This is a genomic window from Paracoccus sp. 22332, assembly GCF_052045125.1.
Taxonomy (GTDB): Bacteria; Pseudomonadota; Alphaproteobacteria; order Rhodobacterales; family Rhodobacteraceae; genus Paracoccus; species Paracoccus haematequi_A.
On sequence record NZ_JBQEOI010000044.1, the window covers coordinates 1 to 22,680 of the forward strand.

General features: G+C 63.6%; 20 protein-coding genes and 1 pseudogene. 12 read left to right on the top strand and 9 right to left on the bottom strand.

The annotated features are described in order from the left end of the window. The 5 genes and pseudogenes from ACTJI6_RS20605 to ACTJI6_RS20625 form a co-directional block, all read left to right on the top strand. A pseudogene (locus tag ACTJI6_RS20605) lies at window positions 1-801 on the top strand (IS3 family transposase); the annotation flags it as partial. A gap of 157 nt (window positions 802-958) precedes the next feature. Next, window positions 959-1,939 carry a LacI family DNA-binding transcriptional regulator gene (locus tag ACTJI6_RS20610; RefSeq protein ID WP_440803287.1) on the top strand — a complete coding sequence of 327 codons (981 nt, stop codon included), beginning with the start codon at window positions 959-961 and terminating at the stop codon, window positions 1,937-1,939. Between the two features lie 87 nt (window positions 1,940-2,026). Then, window positions 2,027-3,337 (top strand): histidinol dehydrogenase, encoded by a 1,311-nt coding sequence (gene hisD, locus ACTJI6_RS20615; protein ID WP_440803288.1) that lies wholly within the window; start codon window positions 2,027-2,029, stop codon window positions 3,335-3,337. 3 nt (window positions 3,338-3,340) lie between these two features. Further along, window positions 3,341-4,105 (top strand): SDR family NAD(P)-dependent oxidoreductase, encoded by a 765-nt coding sequence (locus tag ACTJI6_RS20620; RefSeq protein ID WP_440803289.1) that lies wholly within the window; start codon window positions 3,341-3,343, stop codon window positions 4,103-4,105. A gap of 148 nt (window positions 4,106-4,253) precedes the next feature. Further along, window positions 4,254-5,282, top strand: a complete 1,029-nt coding sequence (locus ACTJI6_RS20625; protein ID WP_440803290.1) for a LacI family DNA-binding transcriptional regulator — start codon at window positions 4,254-4,256, stop codon at window positions 5,280-5,282. Window positions 5,283-5,286: 4 nt separating this feature from the next. Here the strand turns inward: ACTJI6_RS20625 and ACTJI6_RS20630 are convergent, their stop codons facing one another. From ACTJI6_RS20630 to leuC, 5 genes are read right to left on the bottom strand one after another with little or no spacing between them, the layout of a single operon-like run. Next, the gene (locus ACTJI6_RS20630) at window positions 5,287-6,231 is read right to left on the bottom strand and encodes a 3-hydroxyacyl-CoA dehydrogenase (RefSeq protein ID WP_440803292.1); all 945 of its coding nucleotides are present in this window, start codon (window positions 6,229-6,231) and stop codon (window positions 5,287-5,289) included. 1 nt (window position 6,232) lies between these two features. Continuing rightward, on the bottom strand, window positions 6,233-7,108 hold the full coding sequence (locus ACTJI6_RS20635; RefSeq protein WP_440803293.1) for an isocitrate lyase/PEP mutase family protein: 876 nt from the start codon (window positions 7,106-7,108) through the stop codon (window positions 6,233-6,235). Continuing rightward, on the bottom strand, window positions 7,105-7,734 hold the full coding sequence (locus ACTJI6_RS20640) for an isochorismatase family protein (protein WP_440803295.1): 630 nt from the start codon (window positions 7,732-7,734) through the stop codon (window positions 7,105-7,107). The genes ACTJI6_RS20635 and ACTJI6_RS20640 overlap by 4 nt, the downstream gene beginning before the upstream one ends. Continuing rightward, window positions 7,731-8,375 carry a 3-isopropylmalate dehydratase small subunit gene (gene leuD / locus ACTJI6_RS20645; protein ID WP_440803296.1) on the bottom strand — a complete coding sequence of 215 codons (645 nt, stop codon included), beginning with the start codon at window positions 8,373-8,375 and terminating at the stop codon, window positions 7,731-7,733. The genes ACTJI6_RS20640 and leuD overlap by 4 nt, the downstream gene beginning before the upstream one ends. Next, window positions 8,372-9,814 carry a 3-isopropylmalate dehydratase large subunit gene (leuC, locus tag ACTJI6_RS20650; RefSeq protein WP_440803298.1) on the bottom strand — a complete coding sequence of 481 codons (1,443 nt, stop codon included), beginning with the start codon at window positions 9,812-9,814 and terminating at the stop codon, window positions 8,372-8,374. The genes leuD and leuC overlap by 4 nt, the downstream gene beginning before the upstream one ends. A gap of 129 nt (window positions 9,815-9,943) precedes the next feature. On the opposite strand from leuC, the gene ACTJI6_RS20655 reads away from it, so the two are divergent. Both ACTJI6_RS20655 and ACTJI6_RS20660 read left to right on the top strand, forming a co-directional pair. After that, window positions 9,944-11,998, top strand: a complete 2,055-nt coding sequence (locus ACTJI6_RS20655) for a hydantoinase/oxoprolinase family protein (RefSeq protein WP_440803299.1) — start codon at window positions 9,944-9,946, stop codon at window positions 11,996-11,998. A 3-nt stretch (window positions 11,999-12,001) separates the two neighbouring features. After that, window positions 12,002-13,780, top strand: coding sequence for a hydantoinase B/oxoprolinase family protein (locus ACTJI6_RS20660; protein ID WP_440803300.1), 1,779 nt, complete (start codon window positions 12,002-12,004; stop codon window positions 13,778-13,780). Window positions 13,781-13,847: 67 nt separating this feature from the next. On the opposite strand, the gene ACTJI6_RS20665 is transcribed toward ACTJI6_RS20660, so the two are convergent. The 3 genes from ACTJI6_RS20665 to ACTJI6_RS20675 are packed head-to-tail and all read right to left on the bottom strand — an operon-like array spanning window position 13,848 to window position 16,658. Continuing rightward, window positions 13,848-15,008, bottom strand: a complete 1,161-nt coding sequence (locus tag ACTJI6_RS20665) for an iron-containing alcohol dehydrogenase (RefSeq protein WP_440803301.1) — start codon at window positions 15,006-15,008, stop codon at window positions 13,848-13,850. A gap of 7 nt (window positions 15,009-15,015) precedes the next feature. Continuing rightward, window positions 15,016-15,525, bottom strand: coding sequence for a flavin reductase family protein (locus ACTJI6_RS20670; RefSeq protein WP_440803302.1), 510 nt, complete (start codon window positions 15,523-15,525; stop codon window positions 15,016-15,018). Between the two features lie 59 nt (window positions 15,526-15,584). Further along, window positions 15,585-16,658 carry an LLM class flavin-dependent oxidoreductase gene (locus tag ACTJI6_RS20675; protein ID WP_440803304.1) on the bottom strand — a complete coding sequence of 358 codons (1,074 nt, stop codon included), beginning with the start codon at window positions 16,656-16,658 and terminating at the stop codon, window positions 15,585-15,587. A gap of 240 nt (window positions 16,659-16,898) precedes the next feature. Here ACTJI6_RS20675 and ACTJI6_RS20680 point away from each other — a divergent pair, with 240 nt between their 5' ends. The 5 genes from ACTJI6_RS20680 to ACTJI6_RS20700 are packed head-to-tail and all read left to right on the top strand — an operon-like array spanning window position 16,899 to window position 22,227. Next, complete coding sequence (locus ACTJI6_RS20680; protein WP_440803305.1) at window positions 16,899-18,026, top strand: sugar ABC transporter substrate-binding protein; 1,128 nt, start codon at window positions 16,899-16,901, stop codon at window positions 18,024-18,026. Between the two features lie 28 nt (window positions 18,027-18,054). Then, window positions 18,055-19,602, top strand: a complete 1,548-nt coding sequence (locus ACTJI6_RS20685; RefSeq protein ID WP_440803307.1) for a sugar ABC transporter ATP-binding protein — start codon at window positions 18,055-18,057, stop codon at window positions 19,600-19,602. Then, window positions 19,577-20,578, top strand: a complete 1,002-nt coding sequence (locus ACTJI6_RS20690; RefSeq protein WP_440803309.1) for an ABC transporter permease — start codon at window positions 19,577-19,579, stop codon at window positions 20,576-20,578. Before ACTJI6_RS20685 ends, ACTJI6_RS20690 begins: the two co-directional genes overlap by 26 nt. 9 nt (window positions 20,579-20,587) lie before the next feature. After that, the gene (locus tag ACTJI6_RS20695; RefSeq protein ID WP_440803311.1) at window positions 20,588-21,505 is read left to right on the top strand and encodes an NAD-dependent epimerase/dehydratase family protein; all 918 of its coding nucleotides are present in this window, start codon (window positions 20,588-20,590) and stop codon (window positions 21,503-21,505) included. After that, complete coding sequence (locus ACTJI6_RS20700) at window positions 21,481-22,227, top strand: SDR family NAD(P)-dependent oxidoreductase (protein WP_440803312.1); 747 nt, start codon at window positions 21,481-21,483, stop codon at window positions 22,225-22,227. The genes ACTJI6_RS20695 and ACTJI6_RS20700 overlap by 25 nt, the downstream gene beginning before the upstream one ends. A 61-nt stretch (window positions 22,228-22,288) precedes the next feature. Here ACTJI6_RS20700 and ACTJI6_RS20705 read toward each other — a convergent pair whose 3' ends face one another. Then, the gene (locus ACTJI6_RS20705; protein WP_440801250.1) at window positions 22,289-22,471 is read right to left on the bottom strand and encodes an integrase core domain-containing protein; all 183 of its coding nucleotides are present in this window, start codon (window positions 22,469-22,471) and stop codon (window positions 22,289-22,291) included. Between the last annotated feature and the right edge of the window lie 209 nt (window positions 22,472-22,680).

Genomic DNA, 22,680 nt, shown 5'->3' on the forward strand with positions numbered 1-22,680 from the left:
TCGTTCAGCTCCTCGGTCATACGCGGCCTGCGCCCCGAGATCCTTCGGGTCTTCGAAGAGAACTGGCGGGTCTATGGGGTTCGGAAAGTCTGGCGGCAGCTTGGTCGTGAGGGCTTCGATGTCGCCCGCTGCACAGTCGCAAGATTGATGAATGATATGGGTATTCAAGGTATTATCAGGGGCAAGCCGCATCGGACGACGATCCCGGACAAGAAGGCGCCGTGTCCGCTGGACAAGGTAACCGCCAGTTCCGTGTTCCGGCACCGAATATGCTGTGGGTGTCGGATTTCACCTATGTCGCTTTCGTCATCGACGCCTATGCCCGCAAGATCGTTGGCTGGCGCGTCAGCAACTCGGCGCATACGGGGTTCGTTCTCGATGCCCTGGAACAGGCGGTACATAATCGCCGCCCCGGAAAGGGCATGGGGCTGGTTCACCACAGCGACAGGGGCTCGCAATACCTGTCTATTCGTTCCACTGAACGTTTGGCAGAAGCCGGGATTGAACCCTTGGTGGGCAGCGTCGGCGACAGTTACGACAACGCCTTGGCCGAGACGATCAACCATTACGGGGCTTACGCGGCCCCACTGGGGCCACGCTCCCCTTCATATGTTCAAGGCGGAGGTCATCCACCGCCGCGGCCCATGGCGCAGCTTAGAAGCCGTGGAGTACGCGACGCTCGAATGGGTGGAATGGTTCAACAACCGCCGTCTTCTCGAGCCAATCGGGAACATCCCGCCTTCGGAAGCAGAGGCAAACTTCTACGCAGCTCTGGAAACTGATCCCTGGCCGCGTAACTAACCGTAATCAGCCGCCGGAAAAACCGGTGCGGTTCATTACTAATGAATTCCGATGGTGAACCGCTGCAGGCTTGAGAAGGCCGATGAATCCAAATGTTGCCTTTCGCTCAAACTGCTATTCTGGCCATGTGAAAATCTTTCGGCGCTGCAGGTCACTGATGAAACTGACGGCTAGAGATGTGGCGGCGGCTGTGGGAACGTCTGTGGCGGCAGTATCCCGCGCCTTTCGGCCCGAAGCCCCTATAGCGCCGGCACTGCGCGAGGCTATCCTCCGGACTGCGGCGGATCTGGGCTATCAATCACCGATCCACCGGGCTTTGTCCCGCATCACGACGAACACAGTGACGCTGGTGGCGGCCGATTTGGAGAATCCGTTCTATCCCATGGCAGCCAATGCCTTGTCGCGGGAACTGGCTGCCCGCGGGCGCCGCATGGTGTTGCATGCCGTTCCCCCTCAGGCGGAAGTCGACGCCGTCATGGATCAGGTTCTGGCGTTCAGGTCTGATGCGGTTGTCGTGACATCCTCCTTGATGTCGTCCCGCATCGCCCGTGCTTGCCGCGAAGCCCACATGCCTGCGGTTCTGTTCAACCGCGTGCAGCCGGACGCCTGCATGACCGCGGTTACCTGCGACAACTACAGCGGGGGGCGCATGGTCGCTCATCGCTTCCTGACCACTAGCCGCCGGCGTCTTGCGCTGATCGGCGGCCGGCAGGACACCTCGACCCATCTGGAACGGCGACGCGGCTTCATTGATGTGCTGGAAAGCGCGGGCCAGGAGCTGATCGGCAGCCCGTCGGGACGCTACGATTATGCGACCAGCCTGGCCGCCGCAAGGGAGTTGCTGGGCATGCGTCCGGCACCGGATGCGATCTTCTGCATCAATGATCTGATGGCACTGGCGGCGCTGGATGCCGCTCGCGACCTGAAGATGCGGGTACCTGACGATGTCGCAATCATCGGTTTCGACGACGTCGCCATGGCCAGCTGGGCTTCCTACCGGCTTACAACAGTGCGCCAGCCGTTGGAACGGATGGCGGCGGAGGCAGTCGACTTAATCGAGGCCCAACTGGCCCATACTACCGCCGAAGGAACGATCCGCGTGGTGCCTGTCACGCTGGTTGAACGGGACAGCGGCTGAAATATTTTCACCACCTTTGCCTTTGCTTGTTTTTCGCCCGTTCGCCACGACACTGGACGCCAAGAACTCGGAACGCAGGAATGATGCATGGCCATCCAGTATCTAAAGCAGGGCAAGCCCGAAATCGCACGCGCAGAGGACGATGCTAAAGTGCGCGCTACTGTGGAGTCCGTCCTGAAAGACATTGAAACGCGCGGGGATGCCGCCGTTCGCGAGCTTTCGGCGAAATTCGACAGGTATGATCCGCCCAGCTTTCGTCTGACCGACTCCGAGGTCGAGGCGGCAATGCACAAGGTCAGTGCGCGTGACATTGAGGACATCCGCTTTGCGCAGGATCAGATCCGTCGCTTTGCCCTGGCCCAACGTGCCAGCATGACGGATATCGAAGTTGAGACAATGCCGGGCGTGATTCTGGGCCACCGCAACATCCCCGTGCAGTCGGTCGGCTGCTACGTGCCGGGCGGCAAATTCCCTATGGTAGCCAGTGCCCATATGTCGGTTCTGACTGCTAGCGTGGCAGAAGTGCCGCGGATCGTCGCCTCAGCTCCTCCCGTGAACGGCGCACCGCATCCGGCTATAGTTGCAGCGATGAAGATGGGAGGCGCGCACGAAATCTATGTGCTGGGTGGGATGCAGGCCGTTGGCGCCATGGCCCTTGGCACTGAAACAATCAAGCCCGTCGACATGCTTGTCGGGCCTGGAAACGCCTTCGTGGCCGAAGCCAAGCGCCAGCTTTATGGCCGCGTTGGGATCGACCTGTTCGCCGGCCCCACCGAAACGATGGTCATTGCTGATGACACGGTCGATGCCGAGATGTGCGCAACCGATTTGCTGGGCCAAGCGGAGCATGGCTACAACTCACCCGCCGTTCTGGTGACCAACAGCCGCAAGCTGGTCAAGGAAACATTGGCCGAGATCGAACGCCTTTTGTCGATCCTTCCCACGGCCGAGACGGCTCGGAAAAGCTGGCAGGATTACGGCGAGGTCATTCTATGCGACACCCATGACGAGATGCTGGAGGTAGCTAACGACATCGCCTCTGAGCATGTACAGGTCATGACCAACCGCGACGACTGGTATCTTGAGAACATGCATAGCTATGGCGCACTGTTCCTGGGACCACGGACGAATGTCGCAAACGGTGACAAGGTAATCGGCACTAACCACACGCTGCCGACGCAGAAGGCCGGTCGTTATACGGGCGGACTGTGGGTAGGAAAATTTCTCAAGACCCACAGCTATCAGCGTGTCACCACAGACGAAGCGGCGACCCTAATTGGCGCCTATGGTTCGCGCCTTTGCATGCTGGAGGGCTTCGTCGGCCATGCCGAGCAATGCAATATCCGCGTCCGTCGTTATGGACACCGCAACGTCCCCTATGGTGTCGCGGCGGAATAGGAGATGACGCCGCTTCCACGCATGCCGTCCTTTCGCTTGGACGGCAAACGCGCGCTTGTGACCGGTGCGTCGTCGGGCATCGGCCTTGCCTCAGCCGCAGCCCTGGCCGGGGCCGGGGCCGAGGTTTGGCTAATGGCACGCCGTCAGTCCGAACTCCTGAACGCGCGGGACGCAATCCGCGCTGCTGGCGGCAATGCCGAGGCCCGCGTGCTTGACATTACCGATCTTGCAGCCACGGCTGCCTGTGTAGGCGAGGCGTCTTATGACATCCTGGTTAATGCCGCAGGCCTTGCCCGGCACGGCCCAGCACTCGATACCGTTGCTGCAGACTACGACACCGTTATGTGCCTCAACCTGCGTGCCGCTTATTTCCTGACCCGCGAAGTAGCGCGAGGTCTGATCGCGGCAGGCAAGCCCGGCAGCCTGATCAACGTCTCGTCCCAAATGGGCCTGGTGGGCGGACCAGACCGGGCGGTCTATGCCGCGACCAAGCACGCGTTGGAGGGCATGACCAAGTCCATGGCCATCGAGTGGGGGCCGCACCGAATTCGGGTGAACACCCTTTGCCCCACCTTCATCCGCACGCCCTTGGCCGAGCAGACCCTTTCCATTCCCGCCCGCCGCACTTGGATCGAAAGCAAGATCAAGCTGGGACGCCTTGGAGAATTGGAAGACATCATGGGACCGGTCGTCTTCCTGGCTTCGGACGCATCGGCGATGATAACAGGAACGCATGTGCTGGTAGATGGAGGATGGACCGCCGAATAGGGTTCCCACCGTCAGCCTGCCAGCGCCTTGTTGCCTACGCTTGAATACGTATGCTAATTGTGGGCGGTGACCTTTGCTTCTTCGGATTGGGGGGATGCGAATTGACGCATCCTGCGGCGGGGCGGGATCATGCGGCAAGGAGATTGCGATGAAGAACATTGGTGGGCGCGTCACCTCCCTGGACGTGGCCGCATTGGCAGGCGTGTCCCAGTCGGCTGTTTCCAGGGCCTTCACGCCGGGATCGTCGATCTCGCCCGCCAAGCGCGAACTGATCCTGGCCGCGGCGCGCAAGCTGAACTATGTGCCGAATTCCATTGCCTCCAGTCTGACGACGCGGCGCACCAACATGGTGGCGGTGATCCTGGGCAACCTGGACAATCCCTTCTACGTGCTGGTGCTGAAGTCGCTGATCGAAGCCTTGCAGGCGCGCGGAACCCAAATCTTGACCTTCACAGTCCCTAATGGCGGCAGCAGCGACAACGCCTTGATGCGAGTGCTGCGTTATCAGGTAGATGGGATCATCCTGACCTCGGCCCAGTTGTCGACGCGCATGACCAGCATGTGCCACGATCGCGGTATTCCGGTCGTTCTGTTCAACCGCTATATCCCCGGGTCCGATGCGTCAGGCGTCCGCTGCGACAATGCCGGTGGCGGCCGGCTGATGGCCGAGGCCTTGCTGCTAGCGGGCGCGCGCAGCTTTGCGGTGCTGAAGGGCGACCCCAAGGGCACCACAAGCCAAGACCGACTGCAAGGCTTCGCCGAGCGGTTGCTGGAGGAAGGAATCCCCCGCAGTCGTATCCTGGAACTGGAAGGCCAGTCAGTCTATGATGGGGCCCATGCGGCGACCCTGCAGGCCTTTCGGGACGAAAAGAAGCCGATCCCCGACGCGATCTTCGGCATCAACGACACCATGGCCATGGGCGCGATGGATGCCTTGCGGGGTCACATGGGGGTGACGATCCCCCAGGACGTAATGTTCGGGGGCTTCGACAATATCGACGAGGCCGACCGCTGGCCTTATCGGCTGACCACGATCAGCCAGCCCGCCAGGGAGATGGTGGACGAGACGCTGAAGCTCCTGGACCTCGACAATCCGGGCGCCGAGATCGAGCCGGGCATCGACATCAAGGTTCCGGGCAAGCTGATCTGGCGCGACACGATCCCGCGCCAGGCCTGACCCGTCAGCCCGGCTGTTCGGCCTGGCCCTCGGCCTGGGCCTTGCGGGCGGCAAGGATCCGGCCGTCGCGCCAGGCCTGCCATGCCGGGATGTTGGCCACGGGAACCCGGGCCGCCATGTCGGCATGGATCCGCTGGGCCAAGTCGTCGCCCCAGGCGTAATCGGTCCGCGCATCCTCGCCCATGCGGCGCATCATCGGGCCCAGCTGGCTGACAAAGCCGGCAAAGCCCGCCGTGGCGTTCAGATTCGCCGTGGCAAAGGGCCCAATGGACAGCCAGCGCAGCGCCAAGCCGTCGGTCATCACCCGGTCGATATCCTCGGCCGAGCAATAGCCTTCGCCGACCAGGTGCATCGCCTCGGCCACCAGCGTGTATTGCAGCCGGTTCAGCAGGAAGCCGTCGATTTCCCTGCGCAAGGTCACGGGCTTCATCCCCAGGGCGGTCATGAAGTTGTGGGTGCGCGCGAGGGTGGCGGCATCGGTCAGGCTGCTGCCGCAGAGTTCCACCAGCGGGATCAGCGAGGGAGGATTGACCGGATGGGCCACAAGCGCGCGGCCCGGCCTCGCGACATGTTCGAGGAAGGTCGAACCGCGCAGCGCTGATGTCGAGGAGGCGATGATGCAGTCGGCCGGCGCATGGGCGCCAATCTCGGACATCACGGCGCGCTTGATCTCCAGATCCTCGCGTACGCTTTCTTGCACATGCGTGGCGCCGGACACCGCGTCGGCGATGCTGGCGGCAGGGCGGATCCGCGCCAGCACGCTGTCCGTATCTCCGTGAAGCTGTCCGGCGCGGTCCAGCTGGTCCAGCGTGACGCGGATCAAGGGCAGGGCTGCCGCGACCTGCGCCGGATCGGCATCATGAAGCACGACGTCATGCCCGGCACGGGCAAAGACGACGGCCCAGGCACGGCCGACATTGCCGCAACCGATGCAAGCGGTCAGGGCCATCTCAGCCAGCCTTCCGGTCGCGGGCCCAGCGGCGCTCGAAATCCCAAACTTCGGGGAAGCCAATCAGCTGGTTGAACTCGGCAAAGTCGAACAGCGGCTGCGCGGGCGTCTGCGAGGTGCCATGCTCCAGGAAGGCTTCCAACGCGGTCGCCGCGGCCTGCGCGGCGGCAAGCCCTGTCATGGACGGATAGATCGCCATCGCATAACCGATCTCCTCCAGTTCCTTGGCGCTGCGGATCGGGGTCTTGCCGCCATCGGCCATGTTGGCCATCATCGGCGCGCGGATGCGCTTGCAGGCGTCGCGCATCTCGTCCTCGCTTTCCAGCGCCTCGAGGAAGATGACATCCGCGCCGGCCTCGGCGAAGGCCAAGCCGCGGGCCATGGCGCCTTCATAGCCCTCGGACTGGCGCGCATCGGTGCGGGCGATGATCAGGGTTTCGGGCGAACGCCGCGCCTCGCAGGCGACCTTGATCTTTTCCACCATGTCGATGACCGGAACCACGCGCTTGAAAGGCGTGTGGCCGCATTTCTTGGGGAATTCCTGATCCTCGATCTGGACGCCGACGACGCCCGCGTCCTCGTATCCGCGGACGGTGTGATGGACGTTCAGCAAGCCGCCATAGCCGGTATCGGCATCGGCGATGATCGCGGCCTTGCTGACCCGGCAAAGGGTCGCGACCCGGTCCACCATCTGCGAATAGGTGGCAATGCCCGCATCGGGCAGGCCATGGGCCGAGGCCGTCATCCAGTAGCCCGAGGCATAGGCGAAATCGATGTCATAGCGATTGGCCACCGCAGCGGTGATCATGTCGTGCAGGCCGGGGGCGGCGACGAATTTCCCCGCGGCAAGCGCGGCTTTCAGGCTGGGTTTGGTCATGCTTTCAATCCGGCAAGATAGGTCAGGGTTTCGGCTTCGGAAATCACGTCCCCATATTTCGCATTCATGTCGAACAGGTTCGCCTCGTGGGGGGCAGGGTGGCGGTCGCCCACGGCCTCGCGCGGGATCAGAGGGATGAAGCCGTGGCTGTTGGCATCCACGCAGGAGGCGCGCACGCAGCCCGAGGTGGAAACGCCGGTCAGGATCACCGTATCCACGCCCATCGTCGTCAGGGTCGAGGACAGCGAGGTTCCGAAGAAGACGCTGGCATATTGCTTGGAGATGACCAGCTCGTCCTCGTTCGGCACCAGGCCGGGGGCCCAGTCACCCCATCTGCTGCCGCGCAGGAAGTGGCGCAGCGGCAGGGCTTTCTGGAAGAAGCGCCCGCCATCCAGGGCCTTGGGGTGGTAGACGACATTGGTATAGATGACCGGAATGCCCGCCACGCGCGCCGCGTCCCGCAGCCGGATGGCCGAGGCGAGCGCCGCGTCGCAATCGGCCCACAGGTCGCATTCGGGGTCGAAATAGGCGCGCACCAGGTCGATCAGGATCAGCGCCGGCTTCTTTCCGAAGCCAAGGCGCCCGCCATAGGCGCGGGCATAATTCTCGCCAAGATCCTCGGTCATTCGTCGCTCTCCTGGATGTCGTTGAAATGGGCAAGCTGTTCCGGGCGCAGGTAAAGCCAAGGCTTCCGGCGGCGCTGCGCGGCCTCGAAGGCGGCGATGTCGGCGGCATCGTCGCGCAGGATAGCGCCGATCTCGTCAAGGCCGTCCAGCAGTGACTGTTTCCGATGGGGTTCGATGGGAAAGCCGATGCGGGTGCCATCGGCCAGCAGGATCGCCTGCCGGGGCAGGTCAACCGTGATTTCCCGACCGGCCTGGGCCTCAGCCATTACGCGGCCATGATCCTCGGGCGGCAGCACGATGGGAAGCACGCAGCTGCGAAAGCAGTTGGCATGAAAGATCTCGCCGAAGCTGGTGCCGATCACGCAGCGGATGCCAAAGTCGGCCAAGGCCCAGACCGCCTGCTCCCGGCTGGAGCCGGTGCCGAAATCCGGGCCCGTGACCAGGATCTGCGCCTTGTCGAAGGGCGGCGTATCCAGCACGAAGCCGCCCCTGGCGCGGCGTTCGTGGAACAGATGCTTGCCCAAGCCCTTCTTTTCCATCAGCAGCAGGAAACGGGCAGGGAAGATCACGTCGGTGTCGATCTGTCCTTCCGGGAAGGGTGCCGCAACCGAGGTCAAGCGCACAAAGGGATCGGGGGTCATGCCGCGACCTCGCGCACGTCGCACAGGCGGCCGGTCAGCGCGGCGGCGGCCGCCATTTCCGGGCTCATCAGATGGGTCCGGCCCCCCTTGCCCTGCCGCCCCTCGAAGTTGCGGTTCGAGGTCGAGGCGCAGCGCTCCCCCTCGGCCAGCCGGTCGTCGTTCATGGCTACGCACATCGAGCAGCCCGAGGCGCGCCATTCGAAGCCCGCGTCCAGGAAAATGCGGTCCAGCCCTTCGGCCTCGGCCCCGGCGCGGACTTGGGCGGAACCCGGAACAACGATGGCGGTGACGCCGGGCGCTACATGGCGGCCCTGCACGACGCTGGCCGCGCGGCGCAGATCCTCCAGCCGACCATTGGTGCAGGATCCGATGAAGACGCGGTGAATGACGATGTCCTGCAAGGCCTGCCCTGGGGTCAGTCCCATATAGGCCAGGCTGCGTTCCATTCGGGCGCGGCGCGAGGGATCGCCGATGCGCCCCGGATCGGGGACATGGCCCGTGACCGGCAGAGATTCCTCGGGCGTGGTGCCCCAACTGACATGCGGCGCAAGGGCCGATGCGTCGATCTGGACCTCTCGGTCGAAGAAGGCCTTGGGGTCGCTGTACAGATCCGCCCAATGGGCCAGGGCCGCAGGCTCGTCCTCGGGCAGGGGGGCTAGCGGACGGCCGCGGACCCAAGCCAGGGTGGTCTCGTCGGGCGCGATCATCCCGACCCGCGCCCCGGCTTCGATGGTCATGTTGCAAAGGGTCATGCGCTGTTCCATCGACATCGCCCGGACGGTCGTGCCGGCATATTCGATGGCATGGCCCGCGCCGCCGTTGACACCGATCTGCGCGATCAGCGAGAGGATGATGTCCTTGACCGTGACACCCGGAGCCATCCGCCCCGAGATGGTTACTCGCATCCGCTTCTGCCGCTTCTGCCGCAGCACCTGGGCCGAGAATACGCATTCACATTCGCTGGCACCGATGCCGAAGCTGAGCGCGCCGAACGCCCCATGCGTGCTGGTATGGCTGTCGCCGCAAACCAGCGTAACGCCGGGCAGCGTGAAGCCCAGTTCCGGCCCGATCACATGGACGATGCCATGCCGCCGGTCCCGCATCGGGATATAGGTCATGCCATGGCGGCGAGCATTCTGGCGAAGCCGCGCGACCTGGGCCGCAGCCAGCCCTTCGCGCAGCGACAGATGGCGATCCTGGGTGGGAACCGCATGATCGGCGACAGAAATATGCGCATCGGGACGGCGCAGGGGGTGATTCGCGACCTCGATCCCGGCGAAGGCCTGGGGGGATGAAACCTCCTGCACCAGGTGCCGGTCGATATAGATCAGGTCCGTGCCATCCGTATAGGATTTGACCACATGTGCATCCCAGACCTTGTCGTAAAGCGTCCTGGGCCCACCGGACGCGCTTGGCGGCCGCTCTGGCGCTTTTGTCATGCGAAACCTCTTGCATCGTGCTTGCCTGCCAAACTATGGTCATTTGCATGCGCATTCAATATCTAATTGGGGCGGCCCGGTTGATCTGTGAATGCCAACGACAACACGAACCAACAGGGAGCGCCGGCAATGAGGCTTGGTGTTGATGTCGGGGGGACGTTCACGGACCTCCTGCTGCATGACGAAATGACTGGAAGAGTATGGCAGTCCAAGACGCCGTCCACCCCGCAGGACCAATCGATCGGCGTTGCCGAGGGCGTGCGGCTGATCTGCGAGAAAGCAGGAATTGCGCCCAAGGATCTAGAGATGGTTCTGCACGGTACAACCGTTGCAACCAACGCAGTTCTAGAGGGAAAAGGTGCCCGCGTCGGACTTCTGACCAGCGAAGGCTTCGAATATGTTCTACATCTGGCGAAAAGCTGGACACCCGGCCCGCTGTTCGGTTGGATCGTCATGGACAAGCCAACTCCGCTGGCCACACTGGACGACACGCGCGGTATTCCTGAACGCATCTCGGCCAAGGGTGAGATTGTCCGCGACCTGGACGAGGAAGCCGCGACCAAGATCATCGATGAACTTTGCACGAGTGGAATCGAAGCACTGACCATCTCGCTTATGCATTCCTATGCAAACTCCATCCACGAGCAGCGCCTGCGCGACATTGTCGCCGAACGCTACCCGTCAATTCCAGTTTCCCTCTCGTCCGACATCCTGCCCGAATTTCGGGAATATGACCGCACCATTACAACTGTCATGAACGACTATGTGCGTCCGATCATGACCCGCTATCTCGACCGCATCGAAGGCCGGTTGGCTGCGAACGAGGTGCGTTCGCACCTCCATATTGTGCGGTCCGACGGCGGCCTTATGTCCGCCAAGGCTGCGGGGGACCGGCCGGTCCATACGGTTCTGTCCGGCCCGGCTGGCGGTGTGACCTCGACCGCGATGGTGTCGAAGCGGACCGGTTATGACCTTCTGGCCTTTGATATGGGTGGAACCTCAACCGACGTGTCGGTGATCATCGACGGCAAGCCGACGATCTCGCGCTCGACCGAGGTGGGAGCCTTCCCGGCCAAGGTGCCGACTATGGACGTGCGGTCGGTCGGCGCAGGTGGCGGTTCGATTGCCGAAGTGTCGGATCTGACCCGATCGCTGCGCGTCGGTCCGCGCAGCGCGGGCGCACAGCCGGGGCCGGTCTGCTATAGCCGGGGCGGCACGGAACCGACGGTGTCGGACGCGAATGCCGTGCTGGGCTATCTTCCGCCGGTGCTGCTTTCTGGTGACATGAGCCTGGACATCGAAGCGGCCCGTAAGGCGATCCAGACTATTGGTGACAAGCTGGGCCTATCGGTGGAAAGTGCCGCCAAGGGCATCCTTCAGATCGCAAACGAGGTGATGCTGGGCGCGCTGCGCGTCATCACTGTCCAGCGTGGCCTTGATCCCCGTGACTTCGGCATTCTTGCCTTCGGGGGAGCAGGTCCGCTGCATGCCAATGCCATGTCCGCGCTTCTGGGTTGCTACCCATGCGTCGTGCCGAACAATGCGGGGGTGCTATCCGCGCTCGGCTTCCTGGAATCCGAGTTCAAGAACGAGTTTGTGCAGACCTTCATCCGGTCGTCGCGCGACATTGAGCCTGCGATGATCTGGGACCGTTTTGCCGAACTGGCCACCCGCGGCCGCGCCTGGCTGGACGAACAGGAGGTGGCCGATGCCGACCGTCGCCTGATCTACACGCTGGATCTGCGCTACGAACAGCAGGGCTACGAGGTTTCGGTCGAGATCGACGCCGGTCTGGTGGCCGGGGCAGGCGCGCTGGAGCCGGTGTTCGACCAATTCCACGGGCTGCACGAACGGCTTTACGGCGTGCGCTTCCACGTGCCGGTCGAAATCGTCGCGCTGCGCGTCGTGGCTGTCGGCGCCACGCCTCCTGTCGATCAGCAGCCCCTAACAGGGGGCGACCATGACCTGTCCGCCGCCCTGATCGAAACCCGGCCCGCCTGGTTCGACGATGCCTGGGTCGATACGCCGAACTATGATCGGGCAAAGCTAGCGGTTGGTACCAAGATCCCGGGGCCAGCGATTATCCGCCAATACGACTCAACCACCGTCCTGCTGCCGCGTCATTTTGCCGAAGTCGACCAGTTCGGCAACCTTCTGATCTGGCCCGCTGACAAGGGAAACTGAACTATGACCAAGCATGTTGACCCGATCACTCTGGATATCATCGAAAACGCGCTAAAGAATGCCCGGTTTGAGATGGACAATGTGGTGGTGCGCATCGCCCTATCGCCCGCCGTGCGGGAACAGCACGACGAATTCCCGATGATCTGCAACCCCGCCGGGCAGATGATCGTCGGGCAGTTCGGCTCCTATATCCCCGCCGTGGTGGAAAAGTTCGGCGGCGACATCAACGAAGGCGACGTCTTCGTCTGGAACGACCCCTATGCCTGCAAGGGGTCCATCTCGCATAACAACGACTGGTGCGTGATGATGCCGATCTTCCACGAAGGGGTGCATGTCGGCTTTTCGTCGATCTTCGGCCACATGAACGACGTGGGCGGCACGGTGCCCGGATCGATGCCCGCGAATGCACGCACGATCTGGGAGGAAGGGCTGCGCGTGCCCCCGGTGCGCATCTACAGCAAGGGCGTGCTGAACGAGGGCGTCCTCGACATCATGCTGAACAACAGCCGCACGCCGGACATGAACCGGGCCGACCTGATGGCGCTGATCGCAGGCTGCCGCACGGCCGGCATCCGTGTCTGCGAGCTGTGCAGCCGCTTCGGGCGCGACACCTATCTGGCCGCCTGCGACCTGCTGATGCTGCGCACCCGCGACGCGATGAAGGTCATCATCGACAAGTACATCACCGAAGAACCCGCGGTCTTCGAAGACTGGGTCGATGACGACGGCCTGGGCAACGGTTCCTTCCTCATCAAGCTGTCGATCTATCGCCGCGGCGACAAGGCGGTGTTCGACTTCACGGGGACCGACGACCAGGCGCCGGGGCCGATCAACTTCCATATCCACGAAGGGCTGTGCAAGCTGTTCTTCGGGGTCTACATGATCATGGCCTTCGATCCCTCGGTGAACTTCAACGAAGGCTTCTATGACCTGTTCGAGATAATCCTGCCCGAAGGATCCTTGCTGAACCCCAAGTTCCCGGCGGCGCTGTCGAACCGCCTGAACACCCATACCCGCTTCTTCGATTGCCAGGCGGGCGCGCTTGGCCAGCGGGCACCGCACCTGTCCATGGCGGCGGGTTATGGCACCTCGCCGCATTTCATCTTCACCGGCACGGATGGCGAAGGGCGGTATTTCCAGCTAATGGAGCTGCTGTTCGGCGGCGTTCCCGGCCGTCCCCGTGGCGACGGGCTGGACGGACATGCCTGGTGGCCGCTCTTCTCGGCGACGCCGATCGAGTATATCGAGAACTATTATCCGATCCTGATCGACAGCTATCGCCCGGTGCGCGATTCCGGCGGCGCAGGCCTGCATCGCGGGGGTGCGGGGATCGAGAAGGTCTATCGGGTCATGGAAGCCGGGGTGATCTCGATCCACGACGACCGCGAGGTGGTTCCGCCATGGGGCATCAACGGTGGCCAGTTCGGCGGCACGTCGGAAAAGTGGATCCTGCGGGCCGGTTCAACCGAACGCGAGCGGATCCCCTCGAAGATCGACAACCTCGCCGTGAAGCCGGGTGACAAGGTGATCTTCATCACGGCCGGTTCGGGTGGGTGGGGCGATCCGCTGGAACGCGATGCGACCCTGGTGGTGCGCGACGTTTCCTATGACCTCGTGTCCAGGGCCAAGGCTGAAAGCGACTATGGCGTCATCCTGACGCCCGAGGGCAAGCTGGACGCCGCCGCAACCGAGGCGCGCCGCAAGGCGATGCGCGACGAACGGGGCGAGCCCGAACCCTTCTCGTTCGGCTTCACCCCGCCCGAGCGCATGGCGGCGGAATAACAACCCTCGCGACAAGGACCGAAGGCGCCCGGAACATTCCCGGGCGCCTTTGTTTCAGGAAACGGGTTCACCAGGCGGCGGTATAGATCGCCAGCGCATCCGCTTCGGTCACCGGGCGGGGGTTGTTGACCAGAAGCCGGGTCTGCTTCATTGCATCCGCCGCCAGTTGCGGCAGCGCGCTTTCAGGCACCCCGGCGTCGCGCAACCGCTGCGGCAATCCCAGCCGGGCGGACAGCGCCGCAAGCGCGTCTATGAAGGCCTCGGCCCGCGATGTTTCGTCCGCAACATCGGCAAGCGATACGTCGAAGGCGGGCGCAAGGGCGGCATAGTCTGGCGCCGCGCTTGGCAGCGTGAAGCGCATCACCTGCGGCAGGACCAGCGCATTCGACAACCCGTGCGGGATATGGAACAGCCCGCCCAGCGGATAAGCTAGGGCATGAACGGCCGCCACCGGCGAATTGGCAAAGGCCTGTCCCGCGAGCAGCGAACCCAGCAGCATGGCCTGCCGCGCATCCTTGTCGCTGCCGTCGAAAACCGCAGTTTCGATATTGGCCGACAGCAGGTCCAGCGCCTGCATCGCCAGCATGCGGCTCAGCGGGTTGTTGTTGGCATTAGCCGAGGAATAGGCCTCGATCGCGTGAACCATGGCATCAATGCCGGTGGCCGCCGTGACGGCGGGCGGCAGCGACAGCGTTAGGTCTGCATCCAGTACCGCCAGGTCGGGCAGGATCACGGTCGAGGAGACACCGCGCTTCTCGCCCTCGCCCACGGTGATGATAGCGACAGGCGTGACCTCGGAGCCGGTGCCTGCGGTTGTGGGCACCAGGACCAGCGGCAGGCGCGGCCCCTTGGCAAGGCCGACGCCCCATGCCCTGTCCAGATCCTCGCTCGAGCCCAGCAGAAGCGCGGCCAGCTTCGCCACGTCCAGCGATGACCCGCCGCCAAAACCCAGCACGCCGGTCACGCCCGCGTCGCGGCCAAGGGCCACGGCCTTCAGAAGGGTGTCGCGCGACGGGTCCGCCTCGACCTCGGCGAAGGCGGCGATCTTGTGGCCGGCGGCTTCCAGGTCGGCCAGGGCAGCGGCATGCAGGCCAAGGTGCAGGATGCCAGGGTCGGTGACAAGAAGGATGCGGGGCCCAAGAAGGCTGCCGGCCAGTGCCGCCAGGCGCGCGGTCACGCCCGCCTTGACGATCAGGCCGGGGGTCGTGTGAAATTGAAAAGGATGCATGCCAACCTCAGGCAACGCGGCCAAGCGTGCCGCGATGAAAGACCAGGGGCGCACCGCCGCTTTCGACAGCCATGGCCTGAACGCGGCCCAGGACAAAATCGTGGTCCCCGGCCTCGCTGATCGCCTCCAGCCGACAATGGATCCAGGCGACGACGCCGTCAAGTACCGGGTCGCCCAAGGGGGAAGGACGCCAAGACACGCCGGCAAAGCGATCCATCCCCTTGCCGGACAATTGCCGGCACAATGTGGACTGATCGGCAGACAGGATGTTGACGCAGAAGCGCCCCGACTGCCGCAACACCGGCCAGGTCGAGGAGCTTCTTGCCGGCAGGAACCCGACCAGCGGCGGGTCGAGCGAGACCGAGGTAAAGGTGCCGACGATCATGGCCACGGGCATCCGGTCCGTGCCAAGTGTCGTGATGGCGCAAACGCCCGTCGGATAATGCCCCAGAAGGTTTCGCAGCGCGCGTCCGTCCTGGGCTGACATTGCAGGCGGAGATTCCGCTTCCTGTCCCATCAGGTGTCCTTTCCACAAGAAAAGCCCCGCAGATGATCGGTCAGCGGGGAGGCTGGGGGTCAAGCTGCCTCGGCGGCCCCGCGCGATTTCAGGCGCGGCATCACGTTGGCGATGAAATCTGGCACATCGGTGGCAAAGTCCGGGAAGGTCAGGCAGACGCCGTGCAGTCCCTCATCCGCAAGGTGGTCCAGATAGGCCGCGACCTTGTCATAGGATGCCGCAATGCAGGGGATCGACATGAACGTGACCGTAGCCGGATCCAGCTTCAGGTAGTCTGCGCGGTTCACGTCCATGCCCGAGGCCTGCAGGAAGTTCCTGATCGCCTCGTCATCCTTGTTGTCCAGGTAATGCTGGCGCTCGGCCTCGGCCTGGGCATCGGTGGGGGCGGCGATGACGTTCAGAAGCGTATAGGACTTGACCGACCGACCATGGCCCTCGGCCATGCCGCTGATGCGCCTGACGACCTCGCCCAGTTGTTCCGGCGTATCGTTCATCCGACCCACGAAGGAAAAATCGGATTGGCGTGACACAAAATCCAGGGCTCCCTCGGACTGACCGGCGCAGACGACCTGCAAAGGCTTTGCGGGCTTGGGCCAGGATCGGCAGGCATCCAGTTCGAAATACTTGCCTTTGAACGTAACTTCCTCCTCGCTCCACAGCCGCTTGAGAATCGTCAGATACTCGTCAGCATACTCGTACCGATTGAGGTAGTAGTCGTCATCGCTCCACAAGCCCATCTGTGCGTATTCGAACTTGTTCCAGCCCGCGACGATGTTCACGCCGAAGCGGCCCCCGGCAACCGAATCGACAGTCGCGGCCATCTTCGCCAGCACTGCTGGATTGACCGTCCGCACCGCGCAAGAGGCGAAGAGCCTGATCCGGGAGGTGACCGCCGCCAGGGCCGACATCAGCGTAAAGGATTCCAGCGCGCTGTCCCAGTGCCCGGTCTCGCCGCCATAGCCCCGCCACTTGACCTGCGACAAGACGAAATCCATTCCGCCCGCTTCCGCGGCCAGCGTCACGTCGCGATTCAGCGCCCAGGTCGGCTCATTCTGCGGCGGCGTTCCCTTGGCGATGATGAGACCGCCACTTGTGCTGGGCAGGAACAATCCCAGTTCCAGATGATTTGCCATGGTCTTCCCTGTGTTCGCATACGCATTCAGATTGGAAGGCTTGGAGCGCTGTGTCAAGAAAACAGTGCCGCCTGCCTCGGTTAGATTGCACAACCGCCAATAATCAAATCAATATTCAGTCTTTATCGGAACCAGGGCGCGTTGCCGCGACAAGGGAGTTGACAAGAAAACCGATTCGGAAAATGCTGATTGCAAGCGCATGCGAAAAGCGTGGCAACCATTTCAACAGGGAAGATTACCATGAAGATGACGTGTGGGCAGACGTGGCGTGCCACGACCTGGGCGCTGGTCCTGATGCTGGCGGCCAGTGCTTCGATCCAGGCGGATGAAGTATCCGAAGGGCTGGCCAGGGCAACCGAGATCGTCGAGTCCCATCGTTCCGTGCCCGTCTTCGAGGCACCTGGCGAGCCTTTCGATATCCGCGCCGTAGCCGAAGGCAAGAAGATGCTTTCGATCCCGAACACCAGCTCGAACCAGTTCCTGAAGGGGATCATCCAGCGCGAGATCGAGGTCGGAAAGGAAATTGGACTGGAGGTTCGCGAATGGGAAAACCAGGGCCAGCCGAACCAGTGGGTGCAGGGCATCGAATATGCCATTGCCAACGACTTCGACATTGTCGACCTGATCTCGGGCGTGAACCCCGCCGTGGTCGAGCCGCAGCTGGAAGCCGCCAAGGCCGCGGGGGTGAAGGTGTTCACCTCGCACTTCTATGACCCGTCGCAGCCCGCGAACCCGCTGCTGGCCGGCGATCTTCCATTCAGCTTCTATGACCAAGGCTGGATCCTGGGCAACTGGGCCATCGTCAAGACCGGCGGCGCGGCCAACATCATCGTGGTCAAGTCAGACGAGGTCCCGCCCACGGCCCCGCTGGTCAAGGGGATCCGCGACGCCTTCGAACAGAACTGCCCGAGCTGCACGATCCTGCAGGAAATCAACGTAGGCATCACCGAATGGGGCACGAAGATCCAGCCCTCGGTGCAGTCGGCGCTGATCTCGAACCCGACGGCCAACTATGTCATTCCGATCTATGACAGTATGAGCCAGTTCGTCGTCCCGGCGGTCGAGCTGACCGGCAAGGGCGAGACTGTGAAGATCGCCACCGGTAACGGCACCCCCTTCGTGCTGGACTTCATCCGCGACGGCAAGGTCGAGATGGACGTGGGCGAAAGCCTCGACTGGGTCGCCCGGGCGACCATCGACGGCTACATGCGCAACCTGGCCGGGATGGAGATGCCCAAGCAGCTTGCAGTGCCGCTTTACATCTTCGACGCCGAGAATATCGAAACCGCCGGCGTTCCTGCCGAGGCCAACAAGGGCTATGGCGAGGATTATGTGAAAGGCTTCCACGAGACCTGGCAGCTGAAGTGATCGCGGCGCCTTGGACAGGATCGCAACGATGACCCCGACAGCGACCGTTCCCGCCCTGCGGGTCAGCAAGATTGCAAAGACCTTCGGGGGCGCCCGCGCCCTCAAGGGGGTCGATTTCGACGTGGCCCCGGGCGAGGTGCATGGCCTTCTGGGCCAGAACGGCTGCGGCAAGTCCACCTTCGTCAAGGTTCTTGCAGGCTTCCATGCGCCCGATCCCGGCGGCACCATCGCCGTCTTCGGGCGGGAACTGCCCTTCCCCATGCCGCCCGGCACGTTCCGCGACTTCGGCATGGCCTTCGTCCACCAGCACTTGGGACTCGTGCCCTCGCTGAGCATGCTGGAAAACCTGCGCGTGGCCTCGGTCACGGCGCCCGGCCTGAGGATCGACTGGCGTGCGGAACGGCGGGCGGCACGGGCGACGTTCGAGCGGTTCGGCGTCAGCCTGGACCTGAACGCCCGGACCGGCAGCCTGTCGCAGACCGACCACGCGCTTCTGGCCATCATGCGCGCGGCCGAGGATCTGCGGACCGCGGACGACCAGGCGGGCCGCGGCCTGCTGATCCTGGACGAACCCACGCCCTTCCTGCCCAAGGAAGGGGTCGAGCGGCTTTTCGCGCTGGTCCGCCAGGTGGTGGGGCAGGGTAACAGCGTCATCTTCATCTCGCATGACATCGACGAGGTGCGCGAGATCACCGACCGCGCGACCATTCTGCGCGACGGGCTTGTCAGCGGCACGCTTGTCACCAGGGACGCCAGCCATGGCGATTTCGTCGAGGGCATCATCGGCCGCCGCGTGGCACGCAGCGTGACGGCCCCCACCCCGCAGGGCCGGCGCCGGATCAAGGCCATGGTCTCGGACATCGACGAGCCAGGGCTGAGCGTGCCGGTGATCAAGGTGGCCGAGGGCGAGATCCTTGGTATGACCGGATTGCTGGGGTCGGGCTACGAACGTGTGCCCTATCTGATCTTCGGCGCCAAGCGGGCCAGCCGCGGGACGCTGGAAATCGATGGCAAGCGGCTTGCCCTAAACGCGATGACGCCCAAGGTTGCCATCGCGCGCAAGATGGCCTTGCTGCCGTCCGACCGGCCGGGCGCCAGTGGCGTCACCGGCCTGACGGTGCGTGACAACATGCTGCTGCTGGATTTCGACAGCTTCATGGGCCGGACGGGGCTGAACCTGCGGGCCATGGCGCAGCGTGCCGAGGCGCTTTCCACCGAATACGAGGTGCGTCCCAACAACCCTGCCATGCGATTGGGCCAACTCAGCGGCGGAAATGCTCAGAAGGTCCTGCTGGCCAAGTGGATGATCCGCGATCCCGGCCTGCTGATGCTGGACGAGCCGACGCAGGGCGTGGACGTGGGAACCCGGCAGCAGATCTTCGGCGTGATCCGCGATGCGGCCGCAAGGGGGGCGGGGGTCATCTGCGCCAGCTCGGATGCCGAACAACTTGCCGACCTGTGCACGCGGGTGCTGATCTTCTCGCGTGGGCGCATCGTTGCCGAACTTTCGGGTTCGGACATCTCGAAGGACAATATCGCAGAGGCCTGCTATGGACACTCCACTCTTGTCGCGTGAGGCGACGCCGCGTCGCGGCCTGGACCTGAAGAACCTTGCCGAGCGTTTCGGACTGGTCGGTGTCTGGTTGGTGATGATCGCCGCCTTCGGCCTGACCCTGCCCGGCATCTTCCTGACCTGGACGAACTTCTCGATCATGTTCGCCACCCAGGCACCCGGCGCGATGCTGGCGTTGGCGCTGGTGATTCCGCTAACGGCGGGCGACTATGACCTGTCGGTCGGGGCCAACCTGACCCTGTCCGCCGTGACCATCGGCGTGCTGAATGCCGTGGGCGGGATGCCCATCGGTTATGCCGTGGCCATTGCCCTGGCGGGCGGCGCGGTCGTGGGGCTGATCAATGCCTTTTTCATCGTCTATGTCCGCATCCCGTCCCTTGTGGTGACGCTAGGCACGACCTCGATCATCACCGGGGCTGTCCAGTGGATGACCAATTCCTCGACCATCGGGGGCATCTCGCCCATGCTGATCGACATGGTGGTGCGCGGACGGCTGTTCGGTATTTCCTATGCCTTCTACTACGTGATCGCCATTGCGCTGGTGATCTGGCTGGTGTTCGAGTTCACGCCGCTGGGCCGGCGCATCCTATTCGTCGGCCGGGGACGCGAGGTGGCGCGCCTGTCCGGGATCGACGTGTCGAAGGTCCGCGTGGGATGCCTTGTCGCCTCGGGCATGCTGGCTGCGCTTGGCGGAGTGATCTATGCAGGGCTTCTGGGCGCCGCCGACCCCTTCTCGGGGCTGAACTTCCTGCTGCCCGCCTTTGCCGCCGCCTATCTGGGCGCCACCGCGATCATTCCGGGGCGGTTCAATCCCTGGGGCGCGGTGATCTCGGTCTATTTCCTGTCCACCGGCATCACGGGCCTGACCATGCTGGGCATCCCGCTGTGGGTCACAAGCGCCTTCAACGGCGCGGCACTGATCCTGGCCGTGACCGTGTCGCAATTCGTGCGCGGCCGCGAAGAAACCGACATCGGCTAGGGCGTGGACATGTCAGACTCTGCAAGGGCGGTCCTGGTCACGGGGGCGGCGGGCTTCATCGGCCACCGCATCACCCAGGCCTTGATGGATCGGGGAAGGCGCGTGATCGGCACCGATGTCCGGGCGCCGTCCGGGGATATCGGGTGCGACTTCTACGTGGCCGACGCACGCGATGCCTTGCGCCACGCGCCGATGGTTGCGGGTTGCGACAGCATCATCCATTGCGGCGGGATTTCCGGGCCGATGGTGATGACCGACAATCCGGCCGAGGTCATCGACATCAACATCAGCGGCACGGCCGGTCTTCTGGCGTTGGCGCGAAGCTTCGGCTTGCGCCGCTTCGTCGGCCTGTCCTCGGTCTCCGCCTATGGGGACACGCCCGGACGCGATCTGGTGGACGAAACGGCCCCGCTCACGGCCACTAATGCCTATGGCACCAGCAAGGCCGCCTCCGACCTGCTGATCCAAAGCCATGCGCGCAGTTACGGGCTCAGCGCGGTCGCCCTAAGGATCGGCTGGGTTTACGGGCCGGGCCGGGTGACGGACGCGATCATCCAGCCCGCGATGCGATCTTCGGCCACGGCGCCTTATGTCATCGCCGAAGGGGGCGATCACCTGCTGCAATTCGTGCATGTCGATGACGTGGTCGAGGCGGTCCTTGCAGCCTGGGCCGCCGAGGCGCTGCCCTCTGCCGCCTACAATGTCAACGGTGCCGAGGTTCTGTCCGTGCGCGACATCTGCCGGATGGTCGCCGAACGCCATCCGGCCGCGCGGATCGAGGTCGGCTCCGGCACTTTGCCGGGCAGTGATGTGCAGGGGCAGATGGACCTGAGCCTTGCGGCCCGCGAGCTGGGCTGGTCTCCCCGGGTGTCCTTCAGCCAAGGGCTGACGGATTATGTCGAATGGCTGAAGGACCACGCGTTTTGACGGGCCTGCGTTTCGAAGGCCGGACATTCGCGGTGACGGGGGCGGGAAGCGGCATCGGTCTTGCGACCACGACCCTTCTGTGCCGGCAAGGCGCGCGCGTGCTGGCAATCGACCGCTGCTTTCCCGCCCCCATGCCGGACAGCGCGGAATGCCTGATCGCCAATGTCTGTGACGCAAGCGAACTGGCCGAACTGGCCCGCGGCTGTTCGAAAGGCCTTGATGGCATCGCCACCTTCGCCGGCATCGAGATGCCCGGGCGCCTTGACCAGGTCGATCTCTCCTCCTGGCACCGCGTGTTCGAGGTCAATGTCTTCGGGACAGTGCGCACCATCCAGGCCTTCCTGCCTGCGCTTGCGCAGCGGCAGGGGGCGATCGTGCTCTGCTCGTCCCAGATGTCCCTTGCAGGCGGACGCGACTGCGCCGCCTATGCCGCATCGAAGGGGGCGATCAATGCCCTGTGTCGAAGCCTGGCGCTGGATTACACGCAGCAGGGAATAAGGGTCAATGCCATCGCGCCGGGTGCGATAGAGACGCCAATGATGGATCGAGCCTTCCGCAATGTTAACGAGACCCACCGTGAAGCTTCTCGCAAGCGTCACGCAATGGCCAGGTTTGGGCGTCCCGAAGAACCGGCCTCAGCGGCAGCCTTCCTGCTTGGAGAGGAGGCAAGCTTCATTACTGGAACCGTGCTGCCGGTAGATGGTGGCTGGTTGGCGGCCTAGGCTGTGACTTTCGGAAGCGCTGTGAGCTCCTCCCCGATCCCTGGACAGCTTTCCGGCTGATTTAAGCTACTGCCTTCGTCTGCTGATCGGTTTCGATGCTGTTGAAGTAGACCCCGGCGGGCGGCTGCCCGCCATGGGCGGTGTGGGGCCGTCGGTGATTGTAGAAGGTCATCCATTGACCGATGGCAGACTTTGCCTGTGAACCTGTGTCCCAGGCGTGCAGGTAGACGCATTCATCCTTCAGGGATCGCTAGAGGCGCTCTATGAAGACGTTGTCGATGCAGCGTCCTTTGCCGCCCATGGAGATCCGGGTGCCAACGCGCTTCAGCCGATCAGTCCAGGCGAAGGACGTGAACTATGAGCCCTGGTCCGTATTCATGATCCCCGGCGCGCCGAAGCGGTGGATGGCCTCATTCAACGCCTCGACGCAGAAGTCGGCCTCCAGCGTGTTAG